The organism is Rubidibacter lacunae KORDI 51-2, from assembly GCF_000473895.1.
GTDB classification, from domain to species: Bacteria; Cyanobacteriota; Cyanobacteriia; order Cyanobacteriales; family Rubidibacteraceae; genus Rubidibacter; species Rubidibacter lacunae.
On sequence record NZ_ASSJ01000024.1, the window covers coordinates 1 to 16,527 of the forward strand.

Genomic DNA, 16,527 nt, shown 5'->3' on the forward strand with positions numbered 1-16,527 from the left:
AGCGATCAATATTCTCAATAGGGCTGTGGGACATCAAGCCCTTAATCTCTCAGGAAATGTCTCAGCAGTAGCTGAGAGTCACTGAGGAAGCCCGCGCTGTATGCGTAGCTTCAGCGTCGGGAGGATGTCACTGCTTAAGCATAGTGATTGACTCGCATAGTGATTGACTCGCATAGTGTTGCGGGCACGGTCGAGCAGCTTGGGGCGCTTTGATGGTTGCGCGATCGCCCGACCGCAGTCGCCGCAGCGCTGCCTTATAAAATAGGTGCAACTATCAGCCACCACCCAAGCACCCACCGTGACCGCTGCCAAGAGCTATAAAGACACCGTCAACTTGCCGAAAACCGACTTCTCCATGCGCGCGAACTCTGTCAAGCGCGAACCGGAGATCCAGCAGTTCTGGGCAGATAAAGAGATCTACGCAACACTCTCCCAAGACAATCCCGGCGATGTTTTTGTCTTGCACGACGGTCCGCCCTATGCCAATGGTTCGTTGCACATGGGGCACGCGCTGAACAAGATCCTTAAAGACATCATCAATAAATACAAGCTCCTGCGCGGTCACAAAGTCCGCTACGTTCCGGGCTGGGACTGCCACGGATTGCCGATCGAACTCAAGGTTCTGCAGAAGCTACCTGCGGAATCTCGTGCTGCTCTCACGCCCATCAAGCTGCGCCGCAAAGCACGCGACTTCGCTCTCAAAACCGTTGACGAACAGCGTGCTGGCTTCCAGCGCTTCGGCATCTGGGGCGACTGGGAACACCCGTACCTCACGTTGCAGCCCGAGTACGAAGCAGCCCAAATCGAAGTTTTCGGCAACATGGCACTCAAAGGCTACATCTATCGCGGCCTCAAGCCCGTGCACTGGAGTCCTTCGTCGCGTACCGCCCTCGCCGAAGCCGAGCTGGAATATCCCGAAGGTCACACCTCGCGCAGTATCTACGCGGCTTTCCAGCTTGTTAAGACCTCTGAAGCCCTAGCCGATCGCCTCGCACCATACCTACCGAACCTCGGTGTCGCCATCTGGACGACGACGCCTTGGACGATCCCCGGCAACCTCGGTGTTTCGGTCAACCCCGACCTGAACTATGCCGTCGTTGCGGTAGATGGCGGCGAGACGTCATGTAACTTCAAGTACCTAATCGTCGCCGCCGAATTGGTCGATCGCCTGAGCGAGACCCTCGGTTTGACCCTCAACGTCGAAACTACTTTTCCGGGTAAAGCCCTAGAGCACTGTGCCTACAAGCACCCGCTGTACGATCGCGAAAGCGAAGTGCTCATCGGCGGCGATTACGTTACGACCGAGTCCGGTACGGGATTAGTCCACACCGCGCCCGGCCACGGTCAGGAAGACTATGCCGTCGGCCGGCGCTACGGGTTGCCCGTGCTCGCACCCGTGGACGACGCGGGTAATTTTACTGCCAAAGCCGGACCCTTTGCCGGATTAAACGTCCTTGGCGAGGGCAATGCCGCTCTCGTCGAAGCCCTCAGAGACGCACGCGCGCTCCTCAAGGAAGAACCCTACGTCCACAAATATCCTTACGACTGGCGTACCAAAAAGCCCACGATCTTCCGCGCCACCGAGCAGTGGTTTGCCTCCGTAGCCGGGTTTCGCGATGCCGCCCTCGCCGCGATCGCCTCGGTCAAATGGGTGCCCGCGACCGGCGAGAACCGCATCCGTTCCATGGTTGCCGAGCGCTCTGACTGGTGTATCTCGCGCCAGCGCACCTGGGGCGTCCCGATTCCCGTGTTCTATGACGAGGACACCAACGAGCCGTTGTTGACCCCGGAAACTGTCGCCCACGTCCGCGACATCATCCGCGATCGCGGCTCTGATGCCTGGTGGGAGTTGCCCGTCGCAGACTTGCTGCCCGAACCCTATCGCAGTAACGGGCGCACCTACCGCAAAGGCACCGACACGATGGACGTGTGGTTCGATTCGGGTTCGTCCTGGGCGGCTGTCGCCAAGCAGCGATCGCAACTGCAATATCCCACCGATATCTACCTGGAAGGGTCCGACCAACACCGCGGTTGGTTCCAGTCGAGTTTGCTCACCAGCGTTGCTACCCAAGGCATGGCGCCCTACAAAACCGTGCTCACCCACGGCTTCACCCTCGATGAAAAGGGACGCAAAATGAGCAAGTCCCTCGGCAACGGCATCGATCCGATGGCGATCGTGCTCGGGGGCAAGAACCAGAAAAAAGAACCTGCCTACGGTGCGGATCTGTTGCGGCTGTGGGTGTCGTCGGTGGATTACTCCTCAGATGTGCCGGTGGGTCAGGCGATCCTCAAGCAGCTTTCCGACGTCTACCGTAAGATCCGCAACACGGCGCGCTTCCTCCTCGGCAGCCTGCACGACTTCGACCCGGCGAAGCATGCCGTTCCCTACGATCGCCTGCCGGACCTCGATCGCTACATGCTCCACCGCCTGACTGAAGTGTTCGACGACGTGACCGACGCCTTCGAGACCTTCCAATTCTTCCGCTTCTTTCAATCGGTGCAGAACTTCTGCGTGGTCGACTTGTCCAACTTCTACTTGGACGTTGCCAAAGACCGCCTCTATATCTCCGCGCTCGACTCGCCGCGCCGCCGCAGCTGCCAAACCGTGCTGGCGATCGCGATCGAAAATCTCGCCCGCGCGATCGCGCCCGTCCTCTGTCACATGGCTGAGGATATCTGGCAATACTTGCCCTACCCGACTGCAACCGAATCTGTTTTTGCCGCCGGTTGGGTTCAGCCTGATGCTGCCTGGGTACAACCCAACCTCTCCGAACGCTGGCAGCAGCTGCGCCAACTGCGAACCGAGGTAAACAAGGTCCTAGAAACCGCTCGGACGGCTAAGGCGATCGGAGCTTCTCTGGATGCCAAAGTGCTGCTCTACGTGGACGACCCGACTTGGCGCGCACAATTGAGTGCAATGAATCCAGCAGACAGCCTGGGAACTTGCGATCGCGCTGACGAACTGCGCTATCTGTTTCTGGCTTCGCAAGTGGAACTGCTCGACGCGCCCGACGCGATCGCCGCCGCCGAGTTCAACAGCACTACGGACCTTGCCGCGATCGCTGTGGTGGGTGCTGATGGCAAGAAATGCGATCGCTGCTGGAATTACTCGCCGTCGGTCGGCAAATCTGCCGCGCATCCTGCTATTTGCGATCGGTGTGAAGCTGCTCTTAAGGGAACTTTCTGAAGATGCGTTGCAATTTCAGAATATGAATTGAAAAGAAGATTCAGCCCCGTTCAAATACTGAGGCCCGGAAATAATAGCAGCAGCGAGTAAACCAATTACGTAAATTGTCCTCAGCGATCCTGCAGAAGTGCACCTCGATTCATTCGCTCAAGACCGAATATCGGCACTGCAGCAGGGGCACTTCAGCCGCCGGTACGCCACAATCCGGCAGTTTTTCAAGTTGCCCTATTGGATTTCCGCCTGCATTCCCTTTACCGACGCCCTAGACTTGGTATGACTCGTTGAAGACTTGTAGAAGACTCAAGGAAAGCACGCGTGAAATTTCTGCGCTGGTTCGTACTGGGTGCCACCCTGTTCTTCCTAGCGCGCGCGGTGCAAGTGCACTGGCAAGAGGTCGCTGGCATCGAACTCAACGCTCGTCTATTCGGCTGGAGCGCGATCGCCTTTCTCATTACGCTGCTGGCACACGTGTGGTCGGGTGTAGTGTGGCTGTGGATCCTGCGATTCTGTCGTCAGCCGGCTGAAATCGGTTGGGTGCTGCGGGTTTACCTGCAAACCAACATCGCCAAGTACGTACCCGGCAATGTTTGGCATTTTTACGGGCGAATCTGGGCGGTGAAGTCTGCGGGTGCGCCGATGGACGTGGCACTGCTATGCGTTTTGCTCGAGCCGCTGTTGATGGCAGCGGCAGCCGTGGCGATCGCGATCGCTGCGGCCGCTGGCGGTTGGCTGACGCCGAGCGCGAGCTGGCAGGCGGGGTATGCCGTCTTACCGCTGTTGGGATTAGCGATCGCCTTAGCGGGCGTACATCCGCGGGTGCTGAACCCGGCCCTGGGTCTCGTGGCGAGGATCAAGGGACAGAAGGGCGAGGCGATCGTCAGGGTAGAGCGCTATCCGTGGCTGCCCCTGGTTGGGGAAGTCGGATTCGTCTTGTTGCGCGGGTTGGGCTTCGTGGCGGCAATGGCTGGATTCGTCTCTGTTGGGTGGGGAACGCTGCCGCTGTTACTCGGGACGTTTGGGTGCGCCTGGTTCCTCGGTTTAGTAATCCCAACGCCAGGCGGGTTGGGCGTATTTGAAGCAACGGCGATCGCGTTACTGGACGGGCATTTTCCGGCAGGTGCGGTGCTCGCTGGCGTGGCGGTGTTTCGCTTGTTAGGTATAGCAGCAGAGGCGATCGCGGCCGGCGCGGCGTATCTGGCCGAGCGATGGGCGAGCTAGGCTTGCCGTGAGTTCGCGTTCGACTTCACTTTCGCTTTATAGTGAGGGGCGAGCCAAATCGACTGCAACTCGCTCTCGGTCCGACGTTGGCTCGACCGACACAGACGCGCTCGCTAAAGGATCTGCCCGATGTCCGCAACCCCTGCAGGAACTGCTCCCGAATCGCAACGCTCCCTCGGTGCCGACGCCGTTGATGTGGCGATCGCCAAGGGACTCGACCTCGATGGTTCCCCGATTCCGCCAGCCAAACTCGATCTCTACAACAGCGTGATGGCTCTCGAAGCCGGGCGACAACGCAGTGGCGTCAGCAACACCATGCGATCGCGAATCGTTCGTATCGGCGCAAAGCACATCGCCCAAGACGAGTTGAATCAAATGCTGGAGGCAGCAAACTTCGCCCCGTTGAAGGATAAAGAAATTGCCTTCTACTATGGCAGCAAGTGATTTGGTTCGATGCATCCGAGCGATCTAATTCTGATTGATTCGCGTTCTGGGTTGTGCAGTTCTTACCTCAGGGCATCTCGACCAATACAGGTGCTGCTGAGCCAGGCGTAGTTCTGTAGGGGTTTAAAACTCCTCTGGGCTAACTTCTGCTATCACCATTAGCCCAGTGTTATCCAGAGGGTGTATGTCACCTTTATTTGAGAAAACTCGGAAGCCGCCTGACCCTGGGAAAGCCTAAGTTCCCTGCAAAAGCAGTTTTTTGGCGCTCTGCGAGGAGTCTTTGCACGCCGATGCGGAATTACTTTCTAGAAGTTGACACCCACCGGCAAAATTTTAGGCATTTTTTGAATTCATCCCCAAAGGCGGAAGCTTCAATTGGTTAGGTCCAAATTTAAGGCAACTGCCGAGACACATTTTTGACGCGATCTGCGGACTCCGGCTGAAGATCGCCCTCGGATACCAATCGCTTCTGCCACTCCGAAACTGTTCCTTGCAACTGCGGCGGGAGCCAAGATAGGTACTGCGGATACACCGGCAGGCGTGGTGCCAACTCCCACCCTGCCGGATTCAGCAGCGATCGCAACGTCTCCGGCTGCAGGTGCGCGTAATCCGGATTGACCTCATCTTTCGGTCCGATGCCGCCCAGGTCGGTTGCACCGGCCTCCAAACAGGCCAGCAACACCCTCGGTTCGCAAGCAAGGTTGGGCGGGATCTGAATCGCGATCTCCATCGGCAGTAGCGATCGCGCGATTGCCACCACCTCCGGCAGCCCCGCTAAGTCGAACCCCAAGCCCTGCCACTCCTGACGCGTACCCGGACTGTGCGGCTGCAGAATAACTTCTTGTACGTGACCCCAGCGACGCTGGGATGCCGCGATCGCCGCGAGGGTTTCGACGCGATCGGCTGGCGTTTCGCCAATGCCCAACAACAACCCGGTCGTAAACGGAATTCCTAATTCGCCAGCTTGGTCGAGCTGGTGGAGGCGGACCTGCGGATCCTTGCTCGGTGCATGCCGGTGAACAGTTTGCAGCAATTCCGGCGCGAGCTGCTCCAGCATCAAACCCATCGACACGTTCACTGCTTGCAACCGCTCCATCTCCGCGCGATCGAGCGGGCCGACATTAGTATGCGGCAGCAACCCCAACTCCAGCGCCAGCTGACACAACGCCTCAATTCGCGCCAGCCATGCCGCTCTTTGTAGCGATCGTGGATGCACCTCGCCACTGAGTACAAGTACTTCGCAAACGCCGCTCGCGCGTGCGATCGACAGCTCTTGACGAGCCGCGTTGAGGTCGAGCCAGGTATCTTTTCCCGGCGCGGCGCGAAAGTTGCAGTAGCTGCAACGATTGAAACATTCGTAAGTTGGGACTACCGTGACTGCCGGGCTGTATGTGATGTGACGTGGGCGATCGGACATCGACAATACAAATGTCAACTTCTGTTAACTTAGCGCCAGAACCTCTCAGAGAAAACCCATAAAGTGTGAGGAATACGCCATTATTGTAAAGATTGTCAAAGACGCGCGGAACTAGCGCGGGACGAGTGCGGCACCGATGGAGGTCCCGCTTGCCGGGTTGACCTGACGCGATCGGGGCACGGCACAACGCAGTCAACGCACGATCGCTTTTCATCGTAATCGGTTAGGAGTAACGGCAATGGTCGGCTTGGTCAAGGGTTTGTTCGGCGGTCAGTCGGACGACGAGCAAGGACAAACGCAAGGCAAAAAGAAGAAAAAGAGCGGCTACTACCTCGAACTCGATCCCGAGCAAGGCGAGTCAGTGCCAACTCAAGAAGATTCAGCGGCGGTGCCGGCAGAACTCGAACAACCCCCGACAACTGCTGCCCCCGCGCCGGTAGAGGCCGCACAACCAGCAGCAACCACTCCGGTAGCTCCAGCAGCTCCCATGCCGACCCCACCTACTCCTGAGCCCGACCCCGACCGCACCTTCGCGCCAGATTATTTGGTTCCGAGCACGAAGTCGGCTCGCCGTCGTCCGGGTGCCAATATGGAGATGTTCCGCAGCCTAGCCCGCGACATGAATACACCGCGCTAAACGCAGCTGTTTAGCCAGCAAACACAATGCGGTGGAGCTAGCGATTTCGGGCGCGATGCGATCGCTAGCGCATTGTTCGCGTTTTGGCGCTTTTGCCCATCCCACTCGGGAGGTGTATTACGTGTTCCAGCAATCCAACCGCCCGCCCGCGTCCCAGCCCCCCCAGAAACTGTACGAAGGGAAAGCCAAGATTCTCTACACCACGGACGACCCATTGGTGCTGCTATCGCATTTTAAAGACGACGCGACGGCATTCAATGCTCAGAAACGCGGACGAATCGAGGGCAAAGGAACGATCAACTGCAGGATCTCGGCCGCGCTCTTCGAGTTGCTGGAAGCCAACGGCGTTCCCACGCATTTCATCGACTGTCCCGAGGCCGGACAGATGCGCGTGCGCGCCGTCGCGATCGTGCCGATCGAGGTTGTGGTTCGCAACATTGCCGCCGGCAGTCTCTGCCGCCAAACCGGAATCCCAGCGGGCACGGTGATACCCGACCCCTTGGTGGAGTACTACTACAAGAACGATGATTTAGGCGATCCATTACTAACGCGCGATCGCCTGTTCCTGATGAACTTGGCAACGCCGCAACAGCTCGATCGCATGCATTCCCTGGCACTCCAAATCAACCGCGTGCTGCAGGAGTTTTTCACCCGCTGCAACATTACTCTCGTCGACTTCAAGCTCGAATTCGGATGCGATCGCCGCGACGGCAGCCTGCTGCTAGCCGACGAGATCAGTCCTGACACCTGCCGCCTTTGGGATAGCGATCGGGCCGATCCGCAAGCACGCATCCTTGACAAAGACCGGTTCCGCCACGACCTCGGCAACATAGAAGCAGCCTACGAGCAAGTGCAAGCACGCGTACTGGCACAGTTTGCGGGACCGCCCTCGGACGGTAACGGTACAAATTAGTGCAGCGGTTTGGCGGTCGGCGAGCACTTGTAGTGCATTAACGGATGCCGGCCGCACTCGCGCGGTACAATCCCCGAGAGGTGTCAGGAGAGCAGCGGCAGCTACCGCGATCGGTCTTTCCGACATCTTGGGGAGAGTCGGCACGATTGACTGCAAGCCGCTCCGCCCGGTATAAAAATAGATTTGGCTGCGCTCGGCGGCGGCTTTGACGTGTGAGATGGTGTGAGAAGTGGTTAAGCAAATCAATTTGGCGCGAGTCGGACTGCTATGGGCGGCGATCGCCGCGATTCCGCTGAGTGCGGCTGCCCCTGCCTCAGCAAAAGAGTTTTACGAAAAGCTATCTCCTGAAGAGGACGCTCTCACCCGAGCCCTGATCACCGGTTCCGTGCTTGGCACGCCGCTGGTGGCTCGAGCTGAGGAGATCGCGCAAGGTACAGATACCGATCCCCCCGAATCGACTCCGCCCGATAACGTTCCGGACGCACCTGCGGAAGACCCAGCAGCAACCGAGTCAGAAGCGGATGTTGCTGATGATGAGGATGTTGACAACGAGGATGCCGACGAAGCACCGCCCGTCAGTCAACCCCAGCCGGTTGCCGAACCGCGCGTGCTCGTTGCTGAAGTGCTGGTGGAGGGTGTCGATGGCGAGCTGCAGGACTTAGTGTACGCCACCACTCGCGTTGCCCCCGGGCGCGTGACCACGCGCTCGCAACTCCAAGCCGACGTTAATGCTATTTTTGGGACCGGCGTTTTCTCTAACGTCCGCGTTCAGCCGGTGGATACACCGTTGGGCGTCCGGATTACCTTCATCGTCGAAGCCAACCCGGTGCTGCGCGAAGTGGTCGTCGAGACGCTGCCGCGATCGCAAGACGAGCGCGTATTGCCACAGGAAGTGGTGAACGAGATTTTTAGCGACGAATACGGCGAAACGCTCAACTTGCGCATCTTGCAAGACGATATCGACGATCTCAATGCTTGGTACCAAGAGAACGGCTACGACTTGGCTCAAGTGGTGGACGATCCGGAGGTGAGCGAGGACGGCATCGTCACGTTAACCGTTGCTGAGGGCGTTATTGCCGACATCCGCGTGCAATTCTTCGACGAGGACGGTGCCCCCGACGACGGACGGACACGCGACTTCATCGTCACGCGCGAGATCCAACTCCAACCCGGTGATGTCTACAACCGCGACACGGCCCAGGAAGACCTAGAACGCGTATTCGGGCTGGGTCTGTTCGACGACGCGCGTTTATCTTTCCAGCCAGGCGACGACCCGGCAACGGCGATCGTGACAGTCGAGTTGGTGGAGGGCAATTCCGGCTCGCTGGCTGCAGGGGTGGGCATTAGTTCCTCAACGGGGGTTTTCGGAACCGTTAGCTACCAAGAGCAAAACATCGGCGGCAACAATCAAGATCTCGGGGTCGAGTTCCAAGTCGGCGAGCGCGACTTGTTGTTCGACTTCTCCTTCCGCGATCCCTGGATTGGCGGCGACAACCACCGCACGTCTTACCGGCTTAATGCCTTCCGCCGCCGCTCGATTTCGGTGATCTTCGACAACGGCGAGACCGATGTGGACTTGCCCAACGGCGATACCCCGCGCGTGCGGCGCACCGGGGGCGGCGTCAACTTCTCGCGCCCGCTGATTTCCGATCCCTTCGACGAAAGCGACTGGAGACTGTCGGCTGGCTTTGACTATCAGCGAGTGTCGATCCGAGACTCCGATGGCGACTTAACCCCGCGCGACGAATTGGGTAATTTGCTGAGCTTCGATGAAAGCGGTCGCGACGACTTATTCACGCTTTCGTTCAGTGCCGCGCGCGATAAGCGCGACGACTCGCTCGACCCAACCAGCGGATCGTTTCTGAGCCTACGGTTTGAACAAACGCTTCCCATTGGCTCGGGTAGTATCTTGAGTTCGCGCCTTCGCGCTAATTACAGCTTCTACATTCCGGTAAATTTCCTCCGCTTTAGCGACGGTCCTCAGGCCTTCGCCTTTAACGTCCAGGCCGGAACTCATGTTGGCGATCTGCCGCCTTACGAGGCCTTTGCCCTTGGCGGTATCGACTCCGTCCGCGGTTACGAACGCGGAGGAGTTGGCAGCGGAAAAAGCTTCGCCCAAGCCTCAGTTGAATATCGCTTCCCGATTTTCAATATCCTGAGCGGCGTCCTGTTCTTTGACTACGCCACGGATATCGGAACCGGCAAAGACGTACCGGGGAATCCTGCCGGCGCGCGCGACAAGCCCGGCGACGGTTTTGGTTACGGCGGCGGCGTCCGCGTGCGATCGCCGCTCGGCGCGCTCCGTCTCGATGTTGGTGTTAACGACGACGGCGATACGCGCGTTCACTTCGGCATCGGTCAGCGTTTCTAGATGTTGCCCATGCGCGTTCAATACACGCTGTCCGGGACCTTTACCCGTGCGGGCGTCGGGCTGCATTCCGGCACGGCGGTCCGCGTGCACGTCAGTCCCGCTCCACCGGGAACCGGTCGCACGTTCGTCCGCAGTGATCTGCCAGGACCACCGGAGATCGCAGCTGAGGTGTCGTCCGTGGGTCGGGCACAGCTTTCGACCATGCTCGGCGACGAGAGAGTCGGCGTCCGGACCGTGGAGCACCTGCTGGCGGCCTTGCTCGGGGCAGGGGTTGATAATGCTCGCATCGAGCTAGACGGTCCGGAAGTACCGCTGTTGGATGGGTCGGCGCGGGAGTGGAGCGAAGCGATCGCGGCAGTAGGAACTGCAGCCACCGAAGTCCCAGCAGCCGAGCCGCTGGCGATCGCCGCCCCACTGTGGGTGGGCGAGGGCGACGCCTTTGTAACGGCCGTCCCGGCCGCGAAAACCCAGCTCAGCTACGGTATCGATTTCGACGCGCCGGCAATCGGACAGCAATGGCACACCTGGCAGCCCGATCGCGTTGATTTTGCCGAGGCGATCGCGCCGGCCCGCACCTTTGCACTCGCCGAGGACGTTGAACCGTTACGACAAGCGGGATTGATTCGCGGCGGCAGTTTGGAAAATGCCCTCGTATGCGCGGGCGATCGGTGGCTGAATCCGCCGCTGCGGTTTGCAAATGAGCCCGCACGTCATAAACTTCTAGATTTAGTGGGAGACTTGAGCTTACTAGGTGCCTTGCCGCGCGCTCACGTCCTTGCCTACAAAGCCAGCCACGCGCTGCACGTGCGTTTCGCTCGCGCCTTGCTGGCTGCCGAGCGCGCCTAGCTTGCTTGCTGCCACGAGCCTGTCAGGAGACTATTCGCTTGCCTATGTCCGCACTTACCGATCGTCGAAACGCTTCCACCGCCAAGGATGCCGCACCGGATCGCGTGGATACCCCCGAGCCGATCGCGCTCGATATTGCCGCGATCCACAAACTCCTGCCCCATCGCTACCCGTTTGCGTTAGTCGATCGGATTTTGGAGTACGTCCCGCAGCAATATGCCCTCGGACTCAAGAACGTCAGCTTCAACGAACCACACTTTCCCGGACATATTCCGGGCTATCCGATCATGCCGGGGGTCTTAATCGTCGAGGCGATGGCACAGGTCGGCGGCGTCGTGCTCACGCAACTGCCGGGTATGGAAGGCAGCTTCTTCGCCTTTGCCGGGATCGAAAAGGCGCGTTTCCGCCGTCCGGTGGTGCCCGGCGACCAGCTGATCATGCGCGTCGAGCTGCTCTCATTCAAGCGACGGTTTGGCAAAATGCAAGGGCGGGCAACTGTGGACGGCCAGCTAGCAGCTGAAGCCGAGATGACCTTCTCGCTCTTCGAAATCGAGTAAGTAGAATTACTAGACCGCTCGGGAGTCGTGCTTTGACTGCGCTCATCCATCCAACAGCTGTTATCCATCCGAGCGCCGAACTTCATCCGACAGTGGAGGTCGGAGCGTACGCCGTCATTGGCGAGCAGGTGGCGATCGGGGCTCGTTCAACCGTCGGCGCTCATGCGGTAATTGAAGGACCCACCGTCATTGGGGTCGACAACCGCATTTTCCCAGGCGCGGCAATTGGTCTTGAGCCCCAAGATCTTAAGTATCGCGGCGGGAGCAGCTGGGTCAAAATTGGCGACGGCAATACGATTCGCGAATACGTGACGGTCAATCGCGCGACGGACAGCGGTGAAGTCACGGCGATCGGCAATGAGAACTTGCTAATGGCCTACGTCCACGTCGCCCACAACTGCGAGATTGCTAATGGCGTCGTGATTGCCAATAACGTAGCTCTGGCAGGGCATGTATGTATCGAGGAGAAAGCAACCATCGGCGGCATGCTCGGCATCCATCAATTTGTTCGTATCGGTCGTTTGGCGATGGTGGGCGGCATGAGCCGTGTAGATCGCGACGTGCCGCCCTTCATGTTGGTGGAGGGCAATCCGGCGCGAGTGCGCGCGCTCAACACGATCGGCATACAGCGGCACGGTTTGAACGATCGGGAAATTGCCGAATTGAAGCAGGCTTTTCGGCTGCTCTACCGCTCGAATCTCAGTTTGGAGACAGCGCTAGAGAAACTCGCGCAAGGTTACGGAATGGCTCCACTAGTTCACCTACACGAGTTCTTACATCAGTCGTCAACAGAAACGGGACGGCGCGGTCCGGTTCCAGCAGCCCGCCACTAGTGCGCTGGAGAATGCGAGTAAGGAATGCAGACGAACGCCACCGGTCAGAGCTACAGCCTGTTTATCAGTACGGGTGAGGTTTCGGGTGACTTGCAGGGCGCGCTCTTGGTCGCGGCGCTGCGGCGATTGGCAGCGGCGCGCAACCTGGCGCTGGAGATCGTGGCGCTAGGCGGCGATTGCATGGCAGCTGCCGGTGCCACGCTGCTGGGCAACACAACGCGCATCGGTTCGGTCGGTCTTTTGGAGTCGCTGCCGTTTGTGGTCCCAACCTGGCTGATACAGCGGCGAGCCAAGCAGTGGCTGCGGGCACAACCGCCGGATGCAATGGTGGCGATCGACTACTGCGGCCCGAATCTCAGCCTTGCGGAATTCGCGCGCCACTGGTTGCCGCAGATCCCGCGAATCTACTACATTGCCCCGCAAGCGTATGTATGGGCGATGCCTGGCACGACGCGCCAACTTTTGAGCGTAATGGACCGGCACTTGGCAATTTTCCCCGAAGAGGCTCGGTTCTTTCGCGATCGCGGCATCGAAACGACCTGGGTGGGGCACCCGATTGCCGATCGCTTGCAGTCAGCCCCAAGTCGTGGTGCGGCCCGAGCGACTCTAGGTATTGCTCAGGAGACGCGGGCAGTGGTGCTGCTGCCGGCATCGCGCCGCCAGGAACTGAAGTATCTACTGCCGCCAATCTTTGAGGCTGCGCGGCAGCTGCAGGAGCGAGTGCCGCAGGTTGCTTATTGGATCCCGCTTTCGATGCCGGCCTTTCGCGAGCCGATCGCGGCGGCGGTGGCGCGCTATGGATTGCAGGCAACGTTGGTGGACGGGCAGCAACGGCTTGCGGCAATCTCGGCAGCGGATTTAGCAATTTCGAAGTCAGGCACGGTGAATCTGGAGACGGCGTATCTAGACGTGCCACAGGTGGTGCTTTATCGCGTCAGTCCGCTCACGGCTTGGATCGTGCGCAAGCTGCTAAATTTTTCGATTCCGTTTATGTCACCGCCCAATTTGGTATTGATGGAGGCGATCGTTCCCGAGCTGCTACAAGAGGAAGTGACACCAGAACGCATCGCAGCTTCGGCCGAGAGGGTCTTGCTCGATCGCGAGTACTGCCAGCAGATGCAAGCAGGATACGCGCGGATGCGCGCGGCGTTGGGCGGTCCAGGTGCTAGCGATCGCGCTGCTACTCAGATTTTAGATTTCATTCAAGCTCGCCGGCAGCAAACGCTCACCGCCACTGACTGACAGTCGTTTTCCACTATCACTTCGGGGGGCGCCCCCGAAGCGGCTGCCCTAGCGTATGAACCCTTACGAGGGGGCAAACCTGCGGTTTCAGTATGGATGTGCATCCGTGCCGCCACGGTTGTCGCATTCAAATGCTGTCCGTGATGCTGCTGAACGAAAACGCCTGCGTTCGGACGCCCGGCACGATGGTGTTGCCGAAGCGCTGCTCGCGCGCGACGGCATCGATATGCCGCAGCATCTCCGGTAGCTTTTGGTTGAAGCGCAGATTGGCAATCGGGTAGGCGATCGCGCCGTTTTCAATCCAGAACGTCCCATCGCGCGTCATGCCCGTTACCTCGAGCGTGCGGGGGTTGACGTACCGCACGTACCAGGCGCGACTGACAAGGATTCCCCGCTCTGTCTCGGCAATCAACTCGGCGAGGTCGCGATGGCTGCCGCTCATGACAATGGGAAACAGCGGTCCCGTGGGCTGTCGTCCTTGCTGTTGCGCCCAGAAGCGGTTGTAGGATAGGGTTTGCGGCACGCCATCGCGCACGACTTCCAGGAGCGAGTTCGGCCAGCCATCGCTAAAGAAGCGTCGCGATTGTAGCAGGGGATGTGCCGGGTCGCGACGAATGTGCACGATCGGGGAAAATAGCTCTTCGCCGACGCGATTGCCGCCCTCAGGAGCGGACAAAAACGAGCGTCCCTCATCAGCTGCCCGCGCGTCGAAGTCCCATGCGACCGGTGCCAGCAAACTGGCAAAGGCTTGCGCCTCAAAAATCACCGGATAGGTTCCCGGCGCGATCGCGCGTGGAGATTGAGACGCACGTGCGCGAGCGATTGTCCGTGCGACCGCCGTTTCGATGGGGAGATCTGCCATAGCAGATGCCGTTTGCTGCGTCCAGCTCGACCCAAATCCTACCCGTGCGCTGAAGCTGAATTCGGCTTCTGTAAGGCGATCGCATGCTCGCAGCCCTTGCGAATTGCCCACGGCTGTTAGGAGCGCTTCGGTGCTGAAGGTCCCCGACGCCGTGACGCCTGCGGACGCTGCTTGCTGGCATGCCTGCCGGATGGCTTCCCCGCGCGCGCGCGGCGAGCAATTTGCCGTTGCATCATCAAACGCTGGGAGGCGATCGTCGTAAGATTGGGGCTCCAGTAACGGCAACCGCTCCGGGTCGGCGGGTGCCACCCGCGCGAGGGCTTCGGCGCGACGCACACTAGCTTGAATGGCGTCGCGATCCAATTCCGTCGTAGAGGTTGTAGCACTGCTCTGCCCGAAGGTGCTGGTAATGGCAATCTGGCAGCGATCGCGGCTCAAGTTCTGCCCGATTTGATTTTCCGAGAAGCGGCTGAGTGCTGAGGAGCTAGCCCGCAGGTTGACTTGGCAGCCATCGGCTTCGGATTGACTGACGGTAAAGTTGATGACGTCGAGGGCGGCTTCGGTATCGAGCCAGGATGGAGCGAAGGCGGCTGTCATTATGTAAAGTCGAAGCGGAAAAATGCCGTGGCTTGAATGCTTGTTCCAATGGTAGACGTTGACAGCAGTAATAGCGGTGGCTGAGCGACGATCGGGGGCTCAACTGACTCCGTCCCAACGCGATCGCGGGACCATCAAGACAGTTACCTCTAGAACGCATCTATACGGAAAAGCCTGGATGCGATCCCGCTCGGAGCATATGATAGGCAATGTTATTCGCGCGAGAGTTGCGACTCTTGTCTCTTTGCTTTTTAACAACGATCTCATTTGCGGTCGATGTGGAGCGCCGCGTTCAGCAAGCTGGCATCGTTTTTTTCAAATGTCACCGAATCCAATTTCCCAAACCAGATAGCAGCTAGAGCAGACATCCTAATTATTTTCGTCGCCAGGCAAGATGTTAGTGCGAAAATCATTTACATCTTTCCCAACTTGCCTCGGAAACCGAGGTAAGTCCCGAGTAAACACGATCTAACTTTGTTCTGCCAGTTCTCACGATTGTAGAGGCAGATCTTAACGATCTCATAGAGAGCATACTTTATACGTCTCAAGCTTCCTGTCAATCGAAAGAGCCCGCGAGCGTACCGGGTTTCAAGATAGGTATGGTTGCGGCAGATATAGAAGTGGCGGAGTGCCGAGTATTGAAGCACTGTGTTTTCGATTCCAAATAGCTTTATTTGCAGCGGATTGCCAAAGTGATGGTCGAGGATTGCTGCAGAGGCAATAATGTTGAAGTATCCGTGCTGTCGAAGACGCATCCCATACTCGAGGTCGATCCCGTCGATAAAAAGGTCTACCCGTGGAGAACCGACTGCACGCGCGGCTGCTAGATATAGCAACGAACCTGAAGTGATGGGAGCGTCGCACTCATAAAAGTCTCCTGCCACGCTAGGCTCACAACCTAAGAAGCGATCGCGTTTGAAGACAGCTCCCATCACAATCTCTCCCGTAAGGCAGTCGATGGGAGTCGGTGCCACGATGCCAATCGGACGACGCTGGCTGACAAGCTGCTGATAGGTTTTCAGTAGAGTTTCCAGGCAATCAGGTCTGGGAATACTGTCTTGATCGAATGTCCAGAGGAAGTCGCAGTCTTCGCTAAGGGCTTGCGCGATCGCGCGTTTCAACCCTTCACCAATACCGACATTTTCGGGTTGATGCCAATATGTCGAGATGCGATCGCGACTGACTGATAAAGCTTCCGGAGAGTTGTCGAGCAGGTAAACAGACTTGATTGGATGGGTTTGTCGGTAAATCCCCTGTAAGCAAAGATCGACCGCAGCTCGATCTTTATAGCCTGTTATGTAAGCTGCAACGTTATAAATTCCCAAACCGCTGCTCTCGCTCCTCAGATTTTCAAGAAAGCAAATACCCCATTCATTACCTCAACTTTAGTAGAATATATGATG

The 16,527-nt window shown here is 58.5% G+C and carries 13 protein-coding genes; 10 read left to right on the forward strand and 3 right to left on the reverse strand.

Annotated features, from left to right (window positions below):
* The first annotated feature begins 298 nt into the window (after window positions 1-298).
* From ileS to KR51_RS04330, 3 genes are all read left to right on the forward strand, one after another.
* The gene (ileS, locus tag KR51_RS04320) at window positions 299-3,187 is read left to right on the forward strand and encodes an isoleucine--tRNA ligase (protein WP_022605232.1); all 2,889 of its coding nucleotides are present in this window, start codon (window positions 299-301) and stop codon (window positions 3,185-3,187) included.
* A gap of 315 nt (window positions 3,188-3,502) precedes the next feature.
* On the forward strand, window positions 3,503-4,405 hold the full coding sequence (locus KR51_RS04325) for a lysylphosphatidylglycerol synthase domain-containing protein (protein ID WP_022605233.1): 903 nt from the start codon (window positions 3,503-3,505) through the stop codon (window positions 4,403-4,405).
* Window positions 4,406-4,534: 129 nt separating this feature from the next.
* Complete coding sequence (locus tag KR51_RS04330) at window positions 4,535-4,849, forward strand: small RNA NsiR4-regulated ssr1528 family protein (RefSeq protein ID WP_022605235.1); 315 nt, start codon at window positions 4,535-4,537, stop codon at window positions 4,847-4,849.
* 391 nt (window positions 4,850-5,240) lie between these two features.
* Here the strand turns inward: KR51_RS04330 and cofG are convergent, their stop codons facing one another.
* A complete protein-coding gene (gene cofG, locus KR51_RS04335; protein WP_022605237.1) occupies window positions 5,241-6,266 on the reverse strand; it encodes a 7,8-didemethyl-8-hydroxy-5-deazariboflavin synthase subunit CofG in 1,026 nt (341 codons plus the stop codon).
* A 238-nt stretch (window positions 6,267-6,504) separates the two neighbouring features.
* Here cofG and KR51_RS04340 point away from each other — a divergent pair, with 238 nt between their 5' ends.
* The 7 genes from KR51_RS04340 to lpxB all read left to right on the forward strand — a co-directional run bounded on the left by KR51_RS04340 (window position 6,505) and on the right by lpxB (window position 13,665).
* Entirely contained in the window at window positions 6,505-6,903 is a 399-nt protein-coding gene (locus KR51_RS04340; protein WP_022605239.1) for a hypothetical protein, read from the forward strand.
* A gap of 31 nt (window positions 6,904-6,934) precedes the next feature.
* Window positions 6,935-7,816 carry a phosphoribosylaminoimidazolesuccinocarboxamide synthase gene (gene purC / locus KR51_RS04345; RefSeq protein ID WP_232214524.1) on the forward strand — a complete coding sequence of 294 codons (882 nt, stop codon included), beginning with the start codon at window positions 6,935-6,937 and terminating at the stop codon, window positions 7,814-7,816.
* Between the two features lie 229 nt (window positions 7,817-8,045).
* Entirely contained in the window at window positions 8,046-10,187 is a 2,142-nt protein-coding gene (locus KR51_RS04350; RefSeq protein ID WP_022605243.1) for a BamA/TamA family outer membrane protein, read from the forward strand.
* Window positions 10,188-10,196: 9 nt separating this feature from the next.
* A complete protein-coding gene (gene lpxC, locus KR51_RS04355) occupies window positions 10,197-11,033 on the forward strand; it encodes a UDP-3-O-acyl-N-acetylglucosamine deacetylase (RefSeq protein ID WP_084202394.1) in 837 nt (278 codons plus the stop codon).
* A gap of 38 nt (window positions 11,034-11,071) precedes the next feature.
* On the forward strand, window positions 11,072-11,590 hold the full coding sequence (gene fabZ / locus KR51_RS04360; RefSeq protein WP_040655131.1) for a 3-hydroxyacyl-ACP dehydratase FabZ: 519 nt from the start codon (window positions 11,072-11,074) through the stop codon (window positions 11,588-11,590).
* 32 nt (window positions 11,591-11,622) lie between these two features.
* Window positions 11,623-12,423 carry an acyl-ACP--UDP-N-acetylglucosamine O-acyltransferase gene (lpxA, locus tag KR51_RS04365; protein WP_022605247.1) on the forward strand — a complete coding sequence of 267 codons (801 nt, stop codon included), beginning with the start codon at window positions 11,623-11,625 and terminating at the stop codon, window positions 12,421-12,423.
* 24 nt (window positions 12,424-12,447) lie between these two features.
* The gene (gene lpxB, locus KR51_RS04370) at window positions 12,448-13,665 is read left to right on the forward strand and encodes a lipid-A-disaccharide synthase (protein WP_022605249.1); all 1,218 of its coding nucleotides are present in this window, start codon (window positions 12,448-12,450) and stop codon (window positions 13,663-13,665) included.
* Window positions 13,666-13,792: 127 nt separating this feature from the next.
* On the opposite strand, the gene KR51_RS04375 is transcribed toward lpxB, so the two are convergent.
* Entirely contained in the window at window positions 13,793-15,124 is a 1,332-nt protein-coding gene (locus KR51_RS04375; protein WP_022605250.1) for a TldD/PmbA family protein, read from the reverse strand.
* Between the two features lie 413 nt (window positions 15,125-15,537).
* Window positions 15,538-16,449, reverse strand: coding sequence for a glycosyltransferase family 2 protein (locus tag KR51_RS04380; RefSeq protein ID WP_022605252.1), 912 nt, complete (start codon window positions 16,447-16,449; stop codon window positions 15,538-15,540).
* Window positions 16,450-16,527 lie beyond the last annotated feature (78 nt).

Coding starts and splice junctions, on each gene's coding strand:
- KR51_RS04330 (WP_022605235.1), top strand. CDS start 4,535: ATGTCCGCAACCCCTGCAGGAACTGCTCCCGAATCGCAACGCTCCCTC.
- KR51_RS04340 (WP_022605239.1), top strand. CDS start 6,505: ATGGTCGGCTTGGTCAAGGGTTTGTTCGGCGGTCAGTCGGACGACGAG.
- lpxB (WP_022605249.1), top strand. CDS start 12,448: ATGCAGACGAACGCCACCGGTCAGAGCTACAGCCTGTTTATCAGTACG.
- KR51_RS04375 (WP_022605250.1), bottom strand. CDS start 15,124: ATGACAGCCGCCTTCGCTCCATCCTGGCTCGATACCGAAGCCGCCCTC.
- lpxC (WP_084202394.1), top strand. CDS start 10,197: ATGCGCGTTCAATACACGCTGTCCGGGACCTTTACCCGTGCGGGCGTC.
- cofG (WP_022605237.1), bottom strand. CDS start 6,266: ATGTCCGATCGCCCACGTCACATCACATACAGCCCGGCAGTCACGGTA.